The sequence below is a fragment of the Brevibacterium sediminis genome (genome assembly GCF_024895295.1).
In the GTDB taxonomy this organism is placed as follows: domain Bacteria; phylum Actinomycetota; class Actinomycetes; order Actinomycetales; family Brevibacteriaceae; genus Brevibacterium; species Brevibacterium sediminis.
In genome coordinates this window covers 242446-259008 of the sequence record NZ_JAHQRN010000005.1, presented here as the reverse complement: position 1 = coordinate 259008, position 16563 = coordinate 242446, and the positions used below count along the sequence as shown (strand labels likewise).

16 protein-coding genes and 1 tRNA gene are annotated in these 16563 nt (G+C 67.8%); 11 read left to right on the top strand and 6 right to left on the bottom strand.

Features of this window, described 5'->3' with window-relative positions; genetic code table 11:
- Positions 1-28: 28 nt before the first annotated feature.
- Entirely contained in the window at positions 29-460 is a 432-nt protein-coding gene (locus KTJ89_RS13445; RefSeq protein ID WP_139467664.1) for a YdeI/OmpD-associated family protein, read from the top strand.
- Here KTJ89_RS13445 and KTJ89_RS13440 read toward each other — a convergent pair whose 3' ends face one another.
- A complete protein-coding gene (locus tag KTJ89_RS13440; RefSeq protein ID WP_259358068.1) occupies positions 461-886 on the bottom strand; it encodes a VOC family protein in 426 nt (141 codons plus the stop codon).
- Between the two features lie 98 nt (positions 887-984).
- Here KTJ89_RS13440 and KTJ89_RS13435 point away from each other — a divergent pair, with 98 nt between their 5' ends.
- Positions 985-1467: a MarR family winged helix-turn-helix transcriptional regulator gene (locus tag KTJ89_RS13435; RefSeq protein WP_259358067.1), complete on the top strand. Its 483-nt coding sequence runs from the start codon at positions 985-987 to the stop codon at positions 1465-1467.
- 38 nt (positions 1468-1505) lie between these two features.
- Here the strand turns inward: KTJ89_RS13435 and KTJ89_RS13430 are convergent, their stop codons facing one another.
- From KTJ89_RS13430 to KTJ89_RS13415, 4 genes are all read right to left on the bottom strand, one after another.
- Positions 1506-1979: a VanZ family protein gene (locus tag KTJ89_RS13430; protein WP_259358066.1), complete on the bottom strand. Its 474-nt coding sequence runs from the start codon at positions 1977-1979 to the stop codon at positions 1506-1508.
- 80 nt (positions 1980-2059) lie between these two features.
- Positions 2060-2527, bottom strand: a complete 468-nt coding sequence (locus KTJ89_RS13425) for a VanZ family protein (protein WP_253903969.1) — start codon at positions 2525-2527, stop codon at positions 2060-2062.
- Between the two features lie 141 nt (positions 2528-2668).
- The gene (locus KTJ89_RS13420) at positions 2669-3748 is read right to left on the bottom strand and encodes an NAD(P)-dependent alcohol dehydrogenase (RefSeq protein WP_259358065.1); all 1080 of its coding nucleotides are present in this window, start codon (positions 3746-3748) and stop codon (positions 2669-2671) included.
- A 162-nt stretch (positions 3749-3910) separates the two neighbouring features.
- Positions 3911-5701: a bifunctional 3'-5' exonuclease/DNA polymerase gene (locus KTJ89_RS13415; protein ID WP_259358064.1), complete on the bottom strand. Its 1791-nt coding sequence runs from the start codon at positions 5699-5701 to the stop codon at positions 3911-3913.
- Between the two features lie 161 nt (positions 5702-5862).
- Between KTJ89_RS13415 and KTJ89_RS13410 the strand changes: the two genes are divergently transcribed.
- From KTJ89_RS13410 to KTJ89_RS13370, 9 genes are all read left to right on the top strand, one after another.
- A complete protein-coding gene (locus KTJ89_RS13410; protein ID WP_259358063.1) occupies positions 5863-7236 on the top strand; it encodes an FAD-binding oxidoreductase in 1374 nt (457 codons plus the stop codon).
- A 138-nt stretch (positions 7237-7374) separates the two neighbouring features.
- Positions 7375-7809, top strand: a complete 435-nt coding sequence (locus tag KTJ89_RS13405) for a YciI family protein (RefSeq protein WP_259358062.1) — start codon at positions 7375-7377, stop codon at positions 7807-7809.
- Positions 7810-7819: 10 nt separating this feature from the next.
- A complete protein-coding gene (locus KTJ89_RS13400) occupies positions 7820-9073 on the top strand; it encodes an RNA polymerase sigma factor (protein WP_259358061.1) in 1254 nt (417 codons plus the stop codon).
- Positions 9074-9157: 84 nt separating this feature from the next.
- On the top strand, positions 9158-10120 hold the full coding sequence (gene mvk, locus KTJ89_RS13395) for a mevalonate kinase (RefSeq protein ID WP_259358060.1): 963 nt from the start codon (positions 9158-9160) through the stop codon (positions 10118-10120).
- Positions 10117-11133, top strand: coding sequence for a diphosphomevalonate decarboxylase (gene mvaD, locus KTJ89_RS13390; protein WP_259358059.1), 1017 nt, complete (start codon positions 10117-10119; stop codon positions 11131-11133). Before mvk ends, mvaD begins: the two co-directional genes overlap by 4 nt.
- Complete coding sequence (locus KTJ89_RS13385) at positions 11130-12260, top strand: phosphomevalonate kinase (protein WP_259358058.1); 1131 nt, start codon at positions 11130-11132, stop codon at positions 12258-12260. The genes mvaD and KTJ89_RS13385 overlap by 4 nt, the downstream gene beginning before the upstream one ends.
- Complete coding sequence (fni, locus tag KTJ89_RS13380; RefSeq protein ID WP_139467653.1) at positions 12250-13410, top strand: type 2 isopentenyl-diphosphate Delta-isomerase; 1161 nt, start codon at positions 12250-12252, stop codon at positions 13408-13410. Before KTJ89_RS13385 ends, fni begins: the two co-directional genes overlap by 11 nt.
- A complete protein-coding gene (locus KTJ89_RS13375) occupies positions 13407-14510 on the top strand; it encodes a hydroxymethylglutaryl-coenzyme A reductase family protein (protein WP_139909583.1) in 1104 nt (367 codons plus the stop codon). The genes fni and KTJ89_RS13375 overlap by 4 nt, the downstream gene beginning before the upstream one ends.
- On the top strand, positions 14507-15817 hold the full coding sequence (locus tag KTJ89_RS13370; RefSeq protein WP_259358057.1) for a hydroxymethylglutaryl-CoA synthase family protein: 1311 nt from the start codon (positions 14507-14509) through the stop codon (positions 15815-15817). Before KTJ89_RS13375 ends, KTJ89_RS13370 begins: the two co-directional genes overlap by 4 nt.
- Positions 15818-15996: 179 nt before the next feature.
- On the opposite strand, the gene KTJ89_RS13365 is transcribed toward KTJ89_RS13370, so the two are convergent.
- A tRNA-Leu gene (locus tag KTJ89_RS13365) sits at positions 15997-16080 on the bottom strand.
- Between the last annotated feature and the right edge of the window lie 483 nt (positions 16081-16563).

The window sequence follows — 16563 nt, the reverse complement described above, 5'->3', positions numbered from 1 at the left end:
AAGACCATCCACTCACCGAGGAGGCCGCATGGTCACGTTCACCACTGAACTCCTGAAACTCGGCAACAATGTCGGCATCGAAGTTCCCGAGGACATCGTCCTCGACTTCGGCGTGGGCAAACGGGTCCCGGTCATCGTCACGATCGAAGGCTATTCCTATCCCTCGACGACCGCGGTGATGGGTGGGAAGTACCTGCTCCCGCTCGCCAAGGAGCACCGGGAGAAGATCGGCGTCGCCGGCGGTGAGACCCACGAGGTGACGCTGACTCACGACACCTCGAACCGGGAGACCCCTGTTCCCGATTCCCTCGCCGAGGCGCTCGCCGCCGCCGGTGTCCGCGCGGCTTTCGATGCGCTCGCACCGTCGAAGCGCAAGGAACATGTGCGGCAGGTGACCTCGGCGAAGGCCGAGGAGACCCGGAACAGACGGATCAAGAAGATCGTCGACTCGTTCGAGTGATCACCCTGCGTCGTGCAGGGTCACCGCATAGCCGTCGAGATCGGCGAAGGCGAAGGTCAGCCCGAAGGGGCTGGGAGCGGGCGCCCGGAGGATCTCCACCCCCGCCTCGGCGAGGGAATCATGCAGCGCCTGCGCATCATCGCACCTCAGCCACAGTGCCACCCCGTTTCCCGGACGGTCGCCGGAGTCGAGGTCGACGCCGGGCAGCGGTTCGCGCACGGCGAAGGGGATCGGCGAAGTCGTGAAGACGACCGCTCCGGGAGGGGCAGCCGGGGCACGGGTGAGGCCGAGCCGCGATTCGTAGAACTGTGCGGCCGCTTCCACGTCTCGGACCTGCAAGGCGATGAAGTCCGGACCGCTCACGGTGCCGGTCTCCTCGGTGCTCGTGGTGCCGGCTTTCACTGTATCGGTCGTCGATGCATTCATGTTCGTTCCCTTCTCTCGGCATCCCTCCCTTTCATGGAGAGCCGCCTTTGTCACATGTCAGTATCCTGACATCGATAAATGTATGTCAGAATACTTACATGAGTCAAGGGTCAGAGGATCACAATGCGGGAACCTGCGAAGAGCCGGTGGAACTCGAGTCGCTGCTCGGCTATCAGCTCAAGCATCTGCAGTCGGAGCTGCGGTCGACAATGGACGAGACGCTGCGGCCGCTGGAGCTGACCACCCCGCAGTACAATTGCCTCGAGCAGCTGCGCCGGAGGCCGGGGGCGTCGAATTCCGAGCTCGCGCGCGGCGCCTTCGTCACCCGGCAGACGATGAATACGCTGGTGCGCGGCCTCCAGGAACGGGGACTGATCACGAGGCCGGCCACGGCCGAATCCGGTCGAGTCCTGCCCACACGTCTCACCTCGGCAGGCGTTGAGGTGCTCGATCAGGCCGTCTCCCGCGTCGAGGCGGTCTCCGCTCGAATGGTCTCGCCGCTCGATGATGAGACTCGGACGATGGTCACCGAGGCGCTCGGCCGGTGCATCGCGGCCCTCGAAGAAGCCGAGGACGGCTGAGGGCCGGGAGATCGAGGCCTGGACCGATGTGATCGGACCTACACCGGCGCGAGCTCCTTGTCCGATTCCCTCCTCCTCGACCGTTTCGGCCATGCGGCCAGGCAGCACAGGCCGAGGAGCGCGCCGATGCCGGCGCCGAGAGTGTTCGTGACGAGATCGCTGAGCGTGGCGAAGCGGGACTGAGTGAGCACGGTGCCTTGGAAGATCTCGATGGCGGCGCTGAAACCCGCGCCGAAAAGGAATCCGAGCCACCAGCGTCGGCGCCCGAAGTGCAGGGCCGCGAGGAATCCGAAGGGAATGAACATCGCCACATTGCCGAGCTTCTCGACCCGTTCATAGGTCAGCCAGGCGGTCTCCCGGTGAGCGGCGAAGAGGTCGAGTGCGTGCCCGATGAGAGTGTCCGGACCGGTGCCCATCTGCTGCGGGGTCAGCGTGATGGCGGCGATGAAGAGTGTGTAGAGGACGAGAAGAGCCAGCGGCGCACCGACTGTGCGCTGATCACGATCGGTCATCACCGCCCAACTTACGACCGAATCCTGGGCACATCCTCAGATGCGGATATGACCCGGCTCTCACCGGACCTCACGATCTGTCAACGAACCTCATGGTCGACGGGAACGACGTCCATCCTCGGCGGCCAGATCCTCATGACGATGAGTCCGACCACAGCCCCGATGCCCGCACCGAGGCTGTTCGTGACGAGATCGCTGATCGTGGCGAAGCGCGTAGGTGAGAGCAGGGTCGCCTGAGTGCCCTCGATGAGGCACGTGAAGGCGATGCCCGCGACCCAGCCGACCCACCAGCGGCTGCGGCCGCACTGGAGGGCCACAAGCAGGCCGAAGGGAATGAACATTCCGACGTTCGCGAGCTTCTCGAGGATGTCAAAGCTGATCCATGCGGTCACTCGGTGGGAGGCGAGGAACTCGAGCAGTCCTGCGATGAACGACCCGGGGCCCGTGTCCAGCTGATTCGGTGTGAGCGTGACGAGGCCGATGAAGACCGTGTAGAGGATGAGCAGCGCCAGCGGCACCGTCCGCAGCTGTCGCCTCGTACCCGTCATCGTTCCCCTGTTCCTCGACCCGGTCTCATTGTGCCCGCCTGCAGCATGAGGGTCGAGGGATTCCCGCATCGATTGCGGGAATCCCTCGACCCTTGCGGTCTCACGCCCGGGATTCGGACGAGGCGGATCAGACGAGGCGGATCAGGCGACGGCCTCGACGTCATCGAAGCTCGCGGTGTCGATGACGACGCGGAACTGCACGTCTCCGGCCACGACTCGGTCGTAGGCGGCGTCCGCCTCGGTGACGGGGATCGTCTCGATCTTCGCGGCGATGCCGTGTTCGGCGCAGAAGTCGAGCATTTCCTGGGTCTCGGCGATGCCGCCGATGTTCGATCCGGCGATGGCCTTGGCCCCGCCGATGACGGCACCGAAGGAGAACTCCTGCTTCTCCGGCGGCAGACCGACGACGGCCATGACCCCGCGCGGCCCCAGCAGTCGCAGGTAGCGGTTGACGGGGATATCGGCGCTGATCGTGTTGAGGATGAGGTCAAACTCGCCGGCATGGTCGGAGAAGAAGTTCTCGTCGGTGGTGGCGAGCATCCGCTGCGCGCCGAGTTCCAGTGCCGCTGCTTCTTTCTTCAGTGTGCGCGAGAGGACGGTCACTTGCGCGCCCATGGCCGCGGCGATCTGCACACCCATGTGGCCGAGTCCGCCGAGTCCGAGCACGGCGACCTGCTTGGGAGCGCCGTTCTTCTTCTCACCGGCGCCCCAGCGGTTGAGCGGTGCATAGGTGGTGATGCCCGCGCACAGCAGCGGGGCGGCGACGTCGAAGTCGAGCGCATCGGGGATCCGGCAGACGAAGCGTTCGTTGACGACGACCTTCTGTGCGTATCCGCCCTGGGTGATCGTGCCGTCGACGTCTTCGACGTTGTACGTTCCGACGTTGCCGTTCAGGCAGTTCTGCTCCTGACCGGCCCGGCATTCCTCGCACTCGCCGCACGAGTTCACCATGCAGCCCACGCCCACGCGGTCGCCGACCTTCCAATCGGTGACTTCGGAGCCGACGGCCTCGACGACGCCGGCGATCTCGTGGCCGACGGTGAGCGGGAAGTGCGCCTCGCCCCATTCGTTGCGGATGGTGTGGATGTCGCTGTGGCAGATGCCCGCGGCTTTGATGTCGATGACGACGTCATCGGGTCGGGGATCCCGGCGTTCGATGGTGGCCACGCGGAACGGCTGATCGTGGCCGGTCTTCTGCAGTGCCTTGACGCTGATGCTCATGTGATCTCCTTGGACTTGCGTATCCGTTGCTGGGCCACATCGTCCAGCGCTTGCGGCTCGCAGTCTATTCCATGCACATGGACTTATTCTTCGTAAATCCGCTCAGTCCCTCGTTCGGCGCCATGGTCCCGCTCAGTCCTTCATTCGGGCCCATCGAACGGCTCAGTCCTTGATCGCGCGCTCACCGATGCTCAGATCGAGAGGGAAATCGACGGGGGCATCTCCGAACAGCAGTCGACCCGCCGAGGCGGCCGCCGCCCTGATCGCCTCCGCCGCCTCCTCGGCCTGCTCGGTCGGGGCATGGACGATGACCTCATCGTGGAGGAAGAACACGAGGTGAGCACGGCGGGAGAACACCGGCCCCGAGGCGGTCGCCTCTGATGTCGCCTCGATCTCCGGCAGCCGCGCCAGGCGCAGCCGCAGGTCGGCCAGCCAGGCCAGCGCCCATTCGGCCGCTGTGCCCTGAACGACGAAATTGCGGGTGAACCGTCCCTGGTCACCGGCGGCCCGCCGGGCCCGCTGTTCATCGGCACCGGTGGCATCGAAGCGGTTCGCGGCCCTCTGCAGTCTCTGCCACTCCTCGCCGGGCGGCGGGGAGGTCCGACCCAACCAGGTGGACACGACTCCTCCCTGTCGGCCCGCCTCGGCGGCGGAATCGACGAGGTGCATGGCGGCGGGGAAATTCTGCCGCAGACGCGGCACCAGGGCTCCGGCCTCCCCGGTCGTCGATCCGTACATCGCCCCGAGCACCGCGATCTTCGCCTCCTGCCGGGTGGCCACGACGCCGGCGTCGACGAGCCCGGAGTAGAGATCGCGGCCGAATCCGGCCGCGGCCATCGCCCGGTCTCCGGACATGGCGGCGAGCGCCCGGGGTTCGAGCTGGGCGACATCGGCGGAGACGAGCCGCCATCCCTCGTCGGCACGCAGGGCCGGACGCAGCTGCCGCGGGATCTGCAGGGCCCCTCCCCCGCTGGCCGCCCACCTGCCGGTGACGACCCCGCCGGGCACGTACACGGGTCGGTACCGTCCGTCATCAACCCATTCGTCGAGCCAATGCCACCCGTTGGCACTCAGCAGCCGCGCCATCTTCTTGTACTCGAGCAGGGGCGCGATCGCCGGATGTTCGCTCGTCTGCAGCTCCCATTTCGAGGTCGAGGCGACGTTGATGCCGGCATTGCGCAGCGACGCGAGCAGCCGGTTCGGCGAATCGAGGTTGACCCGCGGATCCTCAAGGGCCGCGCGGACCTCCTCGGCCTTGGCCAGCATCTTCTGAGGCTTCCCGTCGCGGATCGGCCGGGGACCGAGCAGTTCGGTCAGTATCCGATCATGTTCGGCTTCGTCCCAGGGCACGCCTGCCGCGCGCATCTCTGCGGCGACGAGTCCTCCCGCCGATTCGGCGGCCAGCAGCAGCCGCAGTCGGCCCGGATCGCCTGCGGTCTCGATCGCCGCGGTCTGACGGGCATATTCGGCCAGGGCCGCCTCGAGATCGTGCGGAACCTGTGGGATGAATCCGCGCCCGGCATCGACGTCGAAGAGAGCGGCCGCCTGTTCGGGTGCGGCGGCGTCGGCGGGCGCGGCGTCCCATTCGGAGGCGGCGCGCACCGCCTCCGGTGCGGTGACGAGTTCGGAGCGGGCGAGGATCGCATGAGCCAGACGCAGATCATGGCAGCGCTCGAGGCTCACCCCGGCCGCGAGCAGCGGGGGGCACCATTTCGCGGTGTCGCTGAGGACCCAGCGAGGGCGGGCTCCGCCCGGTTCGCTCGGATCTCCCCCGGCCCCGTCCTCACGGTCACGGACGAAATCGGGCAGGGCCGCCTCGGCGAGGTCGATCCGACCGATCTCCTGACCTGCGCTGTCGAGGTCGACGATCCCGATCCGCTGCCCCTCGAACCCGGTTCCGGGCACGGCTCCGAGCACGCAGGCGGCAGGCCGCTGAGCGGGGGCGGAGGTCATGGATCCAGCCTACGCCGCGGGCCCGCTCGGACGGTCGCTCGGACGATCTCCCGCTCGCCTGTCCGCACCCTGGCCCTGGCCGCCTGCGGCGAACGTGATCCTGGTAACGTCGAGAGCGAACTCCGGGTGCCGAACTCCGCTCGAAAGGTCAGACACACAACATGGACGTTGTCTCCTCCCTCACCTCCGCTCTGCCGGCCGAAGCCGTCATCACCGATCCCGATTCGATGGACGCCTACCGCTGGGACCGTGCGAACGACCCCGATGCCGGGGTGCCTGCCGCCGTGGTCCGGGTGAGAACCACCGAGGAGGTGCAGACGGTGGTGCGCATCGCCGCCGAGGCGAAGGTCCCGATCGTGCCCCGCGGCGCCGGATCCGGCCTATCGGGCGGCAGCTCCGCGATCGCCGGCGGAATCGTGCTGTCCCTGGACAAGATGCGCGAGATCAGCATCGATCCCGTCACCCGCATGGCCACGGTCCAGCCGGGCGCCTTCAATGCCGAGGTCAAGGCCGCCGCGGCCGAACACGGCCTGTGGTACCCGCCGGACCCCTCGTCCTTCGAGTTCTGCTCCATCGGCGGCAACATCGCCACGAACGCCGGCGGCCTGTGCTGCGTGAAATACGGTGTGACAACGGACTATGTCCTCGGCATGACCGTCGTCCTCGCCGATGGACGGGCGGTCAAACTCGGCGGCCCGAGGCTCAAGGACGTCGCGGGTCTGCCGCTGACGAAGCTCTTCGTCGGTTCCGAGGGGACCTTGGGCGTGATCACCGAGGTGACCCTGCGGCTCATTCCCGCCCAGTTGCCCCCGACGACTGTCGTCGCGATGTTCCCGAGGCTCGCCGATGCCACGAACGCCGTGCTCGAGATCGCGAAGGCCATGCGACCCTCGATGCTCGAGTTCATGGACAAGCCCTCGATCAACGCCGTCGAGGATGAGCTGAAGATGGGGCTCGACCGTGAGGCCGAAGGCATGCTCGTCATCCAGTCCGACGAACCCGGCGAGCACTGCACTGTGCAGGCGAAGATCATCGAGGAGATCTGCAACAGCAACTCTGCCTCAGAGTGCTATCTCACTGCCGACCCCGACGAGGGCGAAGCCTTCGTCACGGCCCGCCGGATCGCGATCCCGGCCGTGGAGAAGAAGGGTGCTCTGCTGCTCGAGGACGTCGGGGTTCCGCTGCCGAAGCTCGGCGACCTGGTCCTCGGCATCGAGAAGATCGCGGCCGAACGCAAGGTGACAATCGCCGTCATCGCGCACGCCGGCGACGGCAACACGCATCCGCTGCTCGTCCTCGATCCCAAGGATGAGGAACAGCAGAAGCGCGCGCAGATCGCCTACGGCGAGGTCATGGATCTGGCCACGGGGCTGGGCGGGACGATCACCGGTGAGCACGGCGTCGGCCGACTCAAGGCGCCGTGGCTCGCGCCCTACCTCGGCGAGGACGTCATGGAGCTCAACCACCGGATCAAACAGGCCCTCGATCCGGACAACATCTTCAACCCGGGATCGGTCTACACCGGACTCGTCTGAGGGTTCGGCTGGGTCGGGACCGCCTCGGCGGAGGGGATTCGTGGAAGAATTCTGCACAGCTGTCGAATCGGCGTCGATTCGATCGTCTTCTCTGTGAGCGGCCGAAATCCGGCCGCCGCACACAGAACGGAGCGAACCATGCGCTATTCACTGATCTTCCACGCACCCGAGCCCGGAGCCGACGGCCCTGCCCCCACCGAAGAGGACTTCCAGGAGATGATGCGCCTCATGGACGACTTCGGCCAGGCGCTGACCTCGGCCGGGGTCGTCGTCGCCTGGGAGATGCTCGCACCCCACTCCGAGACGAAGACCGTGACCCGCAGGACCGGAGAAGTCGTCATCGAGGATGGGCCCTTCGCCGCGGCGAAGGAGGCCCTGGCCGGGATCGTCGTCATCGACGTTCCCGACATCGAGGCGGCCCTGGCCTGGGCCGAGAAGTTCCCCGGCACGAGCTACGGCACCATCGAGGTCCGACCCGCGGCGACTTCGTTCGTCGACGGCGCCTGGACCCGACCGGGTGACGAGCCGACCCGACCCGGCGACTGCCCGTCCCGCCCGGGCGGCTCCTCCTGATCGCTCGCCGATGATCGAGTCTGCCGATCCTGCCGAGCGCGCGATGATCCTGTCCCAGGACGGCTGGGGCAGGATCATCGCGCTCATCGCGGCCGCCGACGGTGATATCTCCGGCGCCGAGGATGCGCTGTCCACCGCCCTCGAACGTGCCGTGACCGCGTGGCGGGCCCACGGTCCGCCCGGGAATCCCGAGGGCTGGCTCTACCGGGTGGCTCTCAACGCCCGGCGAGACGTGTGGAGATCGGCGGCGGCACGGACCTCGACAGCCCTCGACGAGGAGACGATCGACCGCATCGACGCCGGCACCGACCCTGCCCATCACGACCCTGCCGCCCTGCCCGACCGCCGGCTCGAACTCCTCGCCGCCTGCGCCCACCCGGACATCGATCCTCCCGCCCGGCCGCTGCTCATGCTCTCGGCGGTGATGGGGATGACGGCAAAACAGATCGCGGCGGCCATGGCCCTGTCCGCCGCCACCGTCTCTGCCCGTCTGACCAGGGCGAAGAAGCGCGTTGCCGGTCTCGGCGTCGCCTTCGGCAGTCCCGACCGCCTCGACCTCGAGTCCCGCCTGCCCGATGTGTTTGAGGCGATCTACGAGGCCTTCGCCATCGAATGGGCTCAGGCGGCCGCTCAGCCACGGGAGGGCATGATCGGCGAGGCCCTGTACCTGTCCCGCCTCGTGGCCGAACTCTGCTCCGGTGACGGCGAATCCCACGGACTGGCAGCCCTCATCCACCTCTCCGCCGCCCGGTTCCCCGCTCGTCGCAGCGGCGACGGACGATTCGTGCCCCTGTCCGACCAGGACCCGGACCGCTGGGACGGAACTCTCACGGAGGCGGGCGAGCGCCACCTCGTCGAGGTCCACCGCTGCGGCCACGTCGGCCGATTCGGACTCGAGGCGGCCATCCAACTCCTCCATATGGCCGGAATCCGCACCGGATCCACGGATTGGCCGATGCTGCTGCGCCTCCACGACGACCTCGCGCAGGTAGCCCCGAGCCTCGGCGGTGCGGTCTCCCGGGCGGCCATCCTCGCCGAAATCGAGGGGCCCGAGGCGGGACTGGCCGCACTCGACGCGCTGGGCTCCGACCCGGACGGCCAAGACGATAAGCGCGTCTCCGCCTTCCAACCTGCCTGGGTGCTGCGGGCTCATCTGCTCACCCGCCTCGGCCGCACAGACGAGGCGGCCACCGCCCGCCGGCGGGCGCTCGACCTGACCACCGACCCGGCCGAACGCGAGTACCTCTCGGCAGGACCCACCTGAGACGGACGTCACCTCGTCTTCGGGATGGGCGGGGGTACGGCATATGATGGTGAAATCAATCCACAGACTCCGAAACCATCCTGCATGCACAATTCCTCTCAGACCGAACCCGCCCAGGGCACATCCCAGGGCTTCGCCCACGCAAAGGCGATCCTGTTCGGCGAACACGCGGTTGTCTACGGCTCTCCGGCCGTCGCAGTGCCATTGCACGGGCTCGGAGTCCAGACCGACATCCGCCGGTCCCCGCACCAGGAGACCCGGATCGAGAGCCAGCTGTTCTCCGGAAATGCGCAGACCGCTCCGGAGCCGATGGGCCCCGTCGTCGCCGGTCTCAACGCCGCGCTGAAGGCCGTGGGAAATCCCGACGCCGAGGTGGAGCTGCTCATCCGTTCGGCGATCCCCCACAGCCGGGGCTTGGGTTCGAGTGCAGCCGTGGCCACCTCCGTGGCCCGCGCGGTCGCGAACCTGCATGCGACGGTCTTCGACGAGAACACCCTCCACGAGATCGTGCAGGCGGCCGAGACCGTCGCCCATGGCCGACCCAGCGGAATCGACGCCTGGGCCGTGGCCAAACCCGCCCCCATCCGCTTCCAGACCGGGTGCGCCCAGACCATCGACGTCGGTCAGCGCCTCGTCTTCGTCCTCGCGGACTCCGGTCATCACGGGTCCACCGCCGAGGCGGTCGGAGGAGTCCGTGCCCGCCGTGACGCCGATCCTGTGCGCATCGGGGGGATGATCGACCGTCTCGCCGAAATCACCGACTCCGCCGTCGACAACATCCGCTCCGGTGATCGTGGGGCGATCGGCACGCTGATGAACGAAGCCCATGGACTGCTCGGCAGCCTCGGTGTGTCGACCCCGACTCTCGATTCCCTCGTGGATGCCGCCACGGCGGCCGGAGCCCGGGGTGCCAAACTCACCGGCGGCGGACTCGGCGGCTGCGTGCTGGCCCTGGCCGATGACGATGATTCGGCCGAAGAGCTCGCCGAGGCCCTGCGCAAGGCGGGAGCACCCCGCACCTGGACGACGGAGGTCAGACCGACATGAGAACGACGACGGCGCGGGCCTACCCGAACATCGCCCTGGTCAAGTACTGGGGCAAGGCCGATGAGGAGCTCATCCTGCCCGCTGCGGGCAGTCTGTCGCTGACCCTCGATCACTTCGAGACCACGACCACCGTGGTGCCCGCCCCGGACGCCGAGACCGATGTCCTCGAACTCGACGGCGCACTCGCCGATGCCGGTCAGACCGACCGCATCTCCACCTTCCTCGACCATGTCCGTGACCTGGCCGGACGCGATGATCGGGTCCTCGTCCGGTCCCGCAACTCCGTGCCCACGGGTGCCGGACTGGCCTCCTCGGCGTCGGGCTTCGCAGCTCTGGCGACGGCCGCCGCCGCGGCCTTCGACCTCGACCTCGCACCCCGCGATCTCAGCCGGCTGGCCCGCCGCGGTTCGGGGTCGGCGTGCCGCTCGATTCCCGACGGCATCGCCGTCTGGCACGCCGGCGACGACGCCGCTTCCTTCGCCGAGACCGTTCCCGCCCCGGATATGCGGATGATCATCGTCACCGTCAACCGGGCTAGGAAGGCCGTGTCCTCCCGCGAGGCGATGCGCCTGACCGCCGCCACCTCTCCCTTCTACTCCGGCTGGGTGTCCTCGACCGAGGACTACCTCGAGCAGATGGTCGCCGCGTGCGCGGCCGGGGACTTCACCCGCATCGGCGAGATCACCGAATCACACGCCCTGCGCATGCACGGCCTCATCCAGTCCACCGTGCCGCCGATCCGGTTCCTCAATCCGACCAGCCACGCGATCTTCGACGCCGTGGCCGAAGCCCGCGAGTCGGGGATCGAAGCCTATTCGACCGCCGATGCCGGCCCGAACGTCGCCGTCATCGTCCGCCCCCATGACGCCGAGGCACTCGCCGAGAAGCTCTCCGGCTTCGGCGACGTCCGCATCGTCGGACCGGGACCGGGAGCCCACCTGCTCACCGCCGCCGACGCAGTCCCGCCCGCAGACGCAGTGAACCCGGCTGCGGGTGAGGGCAGCCGGGCATGATCGAGACCCGGGCGCCCGGCAAGCTGTTCATCGCCGGCGAGTACGCCGTCGTCGAACCCGGACAGCCCGCCGTGCTCATCGCCGTCGACCGGTGCATCACCGTCCGGCTGACCGAGAGCGAAGGCGCCGGCCGCATCCATTCGAGCGAATACGGTCAGGCTCCCGTCGTGTGGCGGCGCGAAGACGACGGTGAGCACATCATCGTCGACGAGCGCCCCTTCGACTATGTGCTCTCGGCGATCTCCACCGTCGAAGAGCTGCGCTCCGGCCGGGGCGCCAGCCCCCGCTACTTCGATCTCGAGATCTCCAGCGAGCTCAATGACTCGGACGGCCGGAAGTTCGGTCTCGGCTCCTCAGCGGCGGTGACGGTGGCGACGATCGCCGCGCTCGATGAGTTCTATCGCCTCGGGCTGACCCTGACCGAACGCTTCAAACTCGCCGTCCTGGCGACCATCGCGATCTCCACGAAGGCCTCGGGCGGCGATCTTGCCGCGAGCACCTTCGGCGGCTGGATCCGCTACTCCTCCCCCGACCGTGCCGCCCTGCACGCTCACCGCGAGGCCCACGGGGTCGTCTCCGCCATGAGCTGCCCGGAATGGGCCGGCTGCTCGGCCAGGCGGGTCACCCCACCGAGCTCGCTCGACCTCCTCGTCGGCTGGACCGGATCACCGGCGTCGACCGAACATCTCGTCACACGCGTCCACTCCCCGCGTGAGCGGGCGGACGAAACCTCCTCCGAATCGTCCCCGGCAGCGCAGAAAGCGCGCCCGCTCGTGTCCTTCGCCGCCGAGTCGCACACGCTCGTCGACGATCTCGTGGCGGCCTTCGACGCCGACGATGCCGAGGCGAGCCTGACCACGATCCGCTCCGTGCGCGCCCTGCTGCGGCGACTGAGCGACTCGACGGGCAGCCTCATCGAAACCGAAGCTCTGCACGACCTGTGCGAGATCGCCGAAACCCACGGAGCCGCAGCGAAGCCCTCGGGAGCCGGCGGCGGTGACTGCGGAATCGCCCTCGCTCACCCCCACACCGAAGCACAGACCATTCTCAGCGGCTGGGAAGCCGCCGGAATCCGACCCCTGGACCTCGGTGCCCACCGAGAGGAAGGCGAGATCGATGAGTTCTGAGACCCCGGCATCAGTTGAGACACCGGAGACCAAGGCCTCACGGGCCTCCCGCAAGGACGACCACGTGCGCCTCGCCTCGGCACAGCAGACGGAAGGCCCCCGCCGCACCGACTTCGACGACCTCGAATTCGTCCACCATGCGCTCTCGGGCACGAACCCCGAACTTGTCGACCTCAGCGTCGAACTGGGCGAGTGGACCTGGCCGACGCCCTTCTACGTCAACGGCATGACCGGCGGCACGGAGACCACAGCGAAGATCAACCGGGACCTGGCCATCGCCGCCGCCGAGACCGGTCTGCCCATGGCCTGCGGATCGATGAGCGTGGCCCTCGACGACGCCGAGGCAGCGAAGGGCTTCACCGTCATCCGCGAGGAGAACCCGGACGGCTTCGTCATGGGCAACCTCGGTGCCGGTCGCAGCGCCGATGATGCCCGACGGGCCGTCGAGCTGCTGAACGCCGATGCCCTCCAGCTGCACATCAACCCGGTGCAGGAGACCGCGATGCCCGAAGGCACCCGCGACTTCTCCACCTGGCTGTCCGGACTCGAGGACATCGTCGCCGCCTGCCCCGTGCCCGTCGTCGTCAAGGAGGTCGGATTCGGACTCAGCCGCCGGACGCTCACCCTGCTCGCCGATATCGGAGTCCAGTACGCCGATGTCTCCGGCGCCGGAGGCACGGACTTCCTGCGCATCGAGAACGATCGCTCACCGGCCGATGACTTCTCCATGCTCACCGGCTTCGGCCAGTCCGCCCTGGCCTGCCTGCTCGACGCCCCACCCGAGTGGACGACGGAGACGACGATGGACGACGGCGTCTCGAACCGCGTGCTCCTGGCCTCCGGCGGCGTGCGCAACCCCTATGATGTCGTGAAAGCACTGGCCTGCGGTGCTCGGGCCGTCGGCGTCGCCGGCACGTTCCTGCAGACCGTGCTCGACCACGGTCCGGACGGGCTCGTCGATCTCGTGCGCACCTGGCAGACTCAGACCTCGGCTCTGTTCGCCCTGCTCGGGGCGCAGCGGTCCACGGACCTCACGGCCACGGACCTGCTCACGCGGGGCCGCCTCGGCGAGTTCGCCCGCCTGCGCGGAATCGACGTCACCGCGCTCTCGCACCGATCCGACGTCCTTTCGAGGAGGAATCAGCTGTGAATCAGCAGACCACGATCACCGGGATCCCCACCACGTGGGTCGGTCCCCTGCGGGTCAGCGGCGAAGCGCTGGCGCCGAGTGGCACCCACACCGAGGTGGCTGTGCCCCTGGCAACGTACGAGACCCCGCTGTGGCCCTCCGTCGGCCGCGGGGCATCGATCTCCCGTGAGATCGAGGGTGGGATCCGCACCGTCATCGTCGATGAGCGGATGACCCGATCCGTGCTGTTCGTGGCCGAATCAGCGATCGGCGCTTCAGCCGCCGCGCAGGCCATCCGTCACCGCACCCGCGAACTCGAAGCCGTCGTCGAAGCCGGGTCCGGCCACTGCCGGCTCATCGAGATCCACCCCGAGATCGTCGGGAACCTGCTCTTCGTCCGCTTCGCCTTCCGCACCAACGACGCCTCGGGCCACAATATGGTCACCCAGGCTTCGGATTCGCTCATGGACACCATTCTGTCCTGGCAGCTGGGCCTCGACTACGGCTCGGTGTCCGGCAACTACTGCTCGGACAAGAAGGCCACCGCGGTCAACGGGATCCTCGGACGCGGACGCAATGTCGTCGCCGAGATCGTCCTGCCCCACGAGGTCGTCGATCGTCGCCTGCGCACGAGCGCTGAGAAGATGGTCGAACTCGTCGTGCGCAAGAACCTCGTCGGATCGACGATCGCGGGAGCCCTGCGTTCGGCGAACGCGCACTATGCGAACATGCTGCTCGCCTTCTACCTGGCCACCGGTCAGGATGCGGCGAACATCGTCGAAGGTTCGCAGGGCATCACCTATGCGGAGAACCGCCCCGAGGGCCTGTACTTCTCGACGACGCTGCCGCACCTCATCGTCGGCACCGTGGGCAACGGCAAGGATCTGCCGCATGTCGATGAGGCGCTGGAACGGCTGGGCTGCCGGGAGGATCGTGAGCCGGGAGCGAATTCGCGTCGTCTGGCCGCACTCATGGCCGCGACGGTGCTCTGCGGGGAGCTCTCGCTGCTCGCCGCTCAGACGAACCCCGGTGAGCTGATGGACACTCACCGTCAGATGGAACGCAAGGCTGATGAGCAGCGCGCTGCCGAGACTCAGCGAGAGGACGGCGAGGCCGCATGACATCACACACTGCTGCGGGCACTGTACCGATCGGCATCGACGACATCGAACTGGCCACGAGCCATCATGTCGTCAGGCTCGATGACTTCGCCGAGGCGAACGGCACCGATCCGAACAAGTTCCACCTCGGCCTCGGCCAGGACGAGTTCAGCTTCCCGGCACCCGATGAGGATGTCGTAACCATGGCCGCCGCGGCCGCCGCGTCCATCATTCAGCGGTGCGGGACGGAGGGCATCCGGACGATGCTCTTCGCCACCGAATCGGGAATCGACCAGTCGAAGGCCGCCGGCATGGCCGTGCACTCGCTGCTCGACCTGCCGTCGCAGATGCGCGTCGTCGAGGTCAAGGAAGCGTGCTATTCGGCGACCGCCGCCCTGCAGGCGGCCGTCGGCATCGTCACCCGGTCACCGGGTCAGCGCGTGCTCGTCATCGCCTCGGATGTGGCCCGCTATGCCCTCGATTCTCCGGGTGAACCGACCCAGGGTGCCGGTGCCGTGGCGATGCTCGTCTCGGCGGATCCGAAGCTGCTCGAGATCGAACCGGTCTCGGGCCTGAACTCGGCCGATGTCGATGACTTCTGGCGCCCGAACGATTCGACGACCGCGATCGTCGACGGGGCCCTGTCGGTCACCGCGTACCTCGATGCGCTCACCGGAGCGTGGACCGATCTGGCCGCGCAGGGCGGACCGGCCATGGCCGAGATCGACCGTGTGCTCTACCACCAGCCGTTCACGAAGATGGCGAAGAAGGCACAGGTCCATCTCGCCGGACTCACCGGTGAGGATCTCGACACGGAGATCGTCCCGGGTGCCTCTGGTGCGGGCGCCGCTGCTGTCAGTCCCGGCCCGGCTGCCGCCCACTCGGCCGCCGCCACAGACTCGGCCACTACCGGCTCTGCCGACAGCTCCGTCGCCACCGGCCCGCGCGATACGGGGCTGGCCACGAGCACTCTGTACAACCGGCGCCTCGGCAACTCCTACACCGCTTCGCTCTATGCCGGACTGTGCTCACTGCTCGATCACGATGAGGATCTTGCCGGCAAGCGCATCGGACTGTTCAGCTATGGGTCGGGCAGCGTCGGCGAGTTCTTCACCGCCCGCGTCGTCCCCGGCTACGCACAGCATTCGCACCGACTAACCGTCACCGAGGCCCTCGACGCCCGGGTTCCGCTGTCCATCGACGCGTACCGCGCGCTCCACGCCGCCGAGCTCTCCAGCGCCGAGGACGTCACGACCCCGAAGGTGACCGCGGGACCGTTCCGCTTCGCCGGAATCAAGGGCCGCGCCCGCCTCTACGAGCGCGCCTAGGCGGCTCACCCGACACTTCACGCACTGCGTTCGGCCCAGTTTGGGGCGAACAGCCCATGTTTGAAACTGGGCTGCTCAACTCAAACTGGGCCTTTCGCGAGTTTTCAACCGACCGCAGGCACGAAGAAGCCCCTCACCTTGACCCTGACGGGACCCGGTGAGGGGCTTCTCGTTCGCTGTGCGCGAGGGGGGACTTGAACCCCCACGACCTTGCGGCCACTGGCACCTGAAGCCAGCGCGTCTACCAATTCCGCCACTCGCGCGAACAAGGTAAAACTCTAGCATCGGAGGCGGCGAAACTGAAAACCGAGGAAGCCGAATCGAGGCAAACGTGTCCACCTTCACATTTTCGCCCCGCGCGGTCACTCACGCTGTGTCGCCCGCGCGGACCACGTCCATTCCGCACGGTCACTCATCGCGCATTCCACGTGGCCACTGATCTTCGCCCTTTGCAGCCATACGCCCTCGCCCCTCGCAGCCCCACGTCCTCGCCCTTCCCAGCGCCCGCCCTCGCCGCACACGGCCCCACACGCTCGCCCCGCGCTCACCCCGCGCAGCCACGCACGCTCGCCCCGCGCACGGGCCCACCTGCACCGCGTGCACTGCCTCGATCTTCCCTGGACGCACGCAGGGAATCCCGGCACAGCTTCGCCCCGCGAACACGCGTGACGTGAGTTGAGAGCCACACCGCGTTAGGATTGGGTGTTGATGTGCCCAGAGTGCACGTGATCAGGACCACCTGGTCA

What these genes read in the sequence shown, in the direction of transcription:
- KTJ89_RS13445 (WP_139467664.1), top strand. Translation starts at nt 29, where the DNA reads ATGGTCACGTTCACCACTGAACTCCTGAAACTCGGCAACAATGTCGGC.
- KTJ89_RS13440 (WP_259358068.1), bottom strand. Translation starts at nt 886, where the DNA reads ATGAATGCATCGACGACCGATACAGTGAAAGCCGGCACCACGAGCACC.
- KTJ89_RS13435 (WP_259358067.1), top strand. Translation starts at nt 985, where the DNA reads ATGAGTCAAGGGTCAGAGGATCACAATGCGGGAACCTGCGAAGAGCCG.
- KTJ89_RS13430 (WP_259358066.1), bottom strand. Translation starts at nt 1,979, where the DNA reads ATGACCGATCGTGATCAGCGCACAGTCGGTGCGCCGCTGGCTCTTCTC.
- KTJ89_RS13425 (WP_253903969.1), bottom strand. Translation starts at nt 2,527, where the DNA reads ATGACGGGTACGAGGCGACAGCTGCGGACGGTGCCGCTGGCGCTGCTC.
- KTJ89_RS13420 (WP_259358065.1), bottom strand. Translation starts at nt 3,748, where the DNA reads ATGAGCATCAGCGTCAAGGCACTGCAGAAGACCGGCCACGATCAGCCG.
- KTJ89_RS13415 (WP_259358064.1), bottom strand. Translation starts at nt 5,701, where the DNA reads ATGACCTCCGCCCCCGCTCAGCGGCCTGCCGCCTGCGTGCTCGGAGCC.
- KTJ89_RS13410 (WP_259358063.1), top strand. Translation starts at nt 5,863, where the DNA reads ATGGACGTTGTCTCCTCCCTCACCTCCGCTCTGCCGGCCGAAGCCGTC.
- KTJ89_RS13405 (WP_259358062.1), top strand. Translation starts at nt 7,375, where the DNA reads ATGCGCTATTCACTGATCTTCCACGCACCCGAGCCCGGAGCCGACGGC.
- KTJ89_RS13400 (WP_259358061.1), top strand. Translation starts at nt 7,820, where the DNA reads ATGATCGAGTCTGCCGATCCTGCCGAGCGCGCGATGATCCTGTCCCAG.
- mvk (WP_259358060.1), top strand. Translation starts at nt 9,158, where the DNA reads ATGCACAATTCCTCTCAGACCGAACCCGCCCAGGGCACATCCCAGGGC.
- mvaD (WP_259358059.1), top strand. Translation starts at nt 10,117, where the DNA reads ATGAGAACGACGACGGCGCGGGCCTACCCGAACATCGCCCTGGTCAAG.
- KTJ89_RS13385 (WP_259358058.1), top strand. Translation starts at nt 11,130, where the DNA reads ATGATCGAGACCCGGGCGCCCGGCAAGCTGTTCATCGCCGGCGAGTAC.
- fni (WP_139467653.1), top strand. Translation starts at nt 12,250, where the DNA reads ATGAGTTCTGAGACCCCGGCATCAGTTGAGACACCGGAGACCAAGGCC.
- KTJ89_RS13370 (WP_259358057.1), top strand. Translation starts at nt 14,507, where the DNA reads ATGACATCACACACTGCTGCGGGCACTGTACCGATCGGCATCGACGAC.